At 54.8% G+C, this 540-nt stretch carries 1 rRNA gene; it reads right to left on the bottom strand.

The annotated features are described in order from the left end of the window. Positions 1-324: ribosomal RNA gene (locus AC1U2B_RS28600) — 23S ribosomal RNA — on the bottom strand; the annotation flags it as partial. Positions 325-540 lie beyond the last annotated feature (216 nt).

The raw sequence follows: 540 nt of genomic DNA on the forward strand, positions 1-540 counted from the left end.
CCCCACAACCCCACAAATGCAACACCTGCCGGCTATCACACATCCATGGTTTAGCCTCTTCCGCTTTCGCTCGCCACTACTCACGGAATCACTGTTGTTTTCTCTTCCTGTGGGTACTGAGATGTTTCACTTCCCCACGTTCCCTCCACACGCCCTATATATTCAGGCGCGGGTAACACGACATCACTCGTGCTGGGTTTCCCCATTCGGAGACCCTCGGATCACAGCTCGTTTGACAGCTCCCCGAGGCTTATCGCAGCCTACTACGTCCTTCATCGGCTCCTGGTGCCAAGGCATCCACCGTACGCTCTTAACTACTTACAACAAAGATGCTCGCGTCCACTGTGCAGTTCTCAAACAACACACAACCAGGAAACCATGCGCAGACACCGGACCAACAAGGGCTCACACCCTCGCTGCGGTTTGACCTGCAGTTTCCCGCTTGTCGTTCTTGCCTAGAAAGAAACACTCGCGTGTTCTCTCAGGACCCAACAGTATGCCGATATATTCACCGCCGGCCGGCCACAAGGGACCAACCGA

It is taken from the genome of Mycolicibacterium sp. P4_G11 (assembly GCF_056555145.1).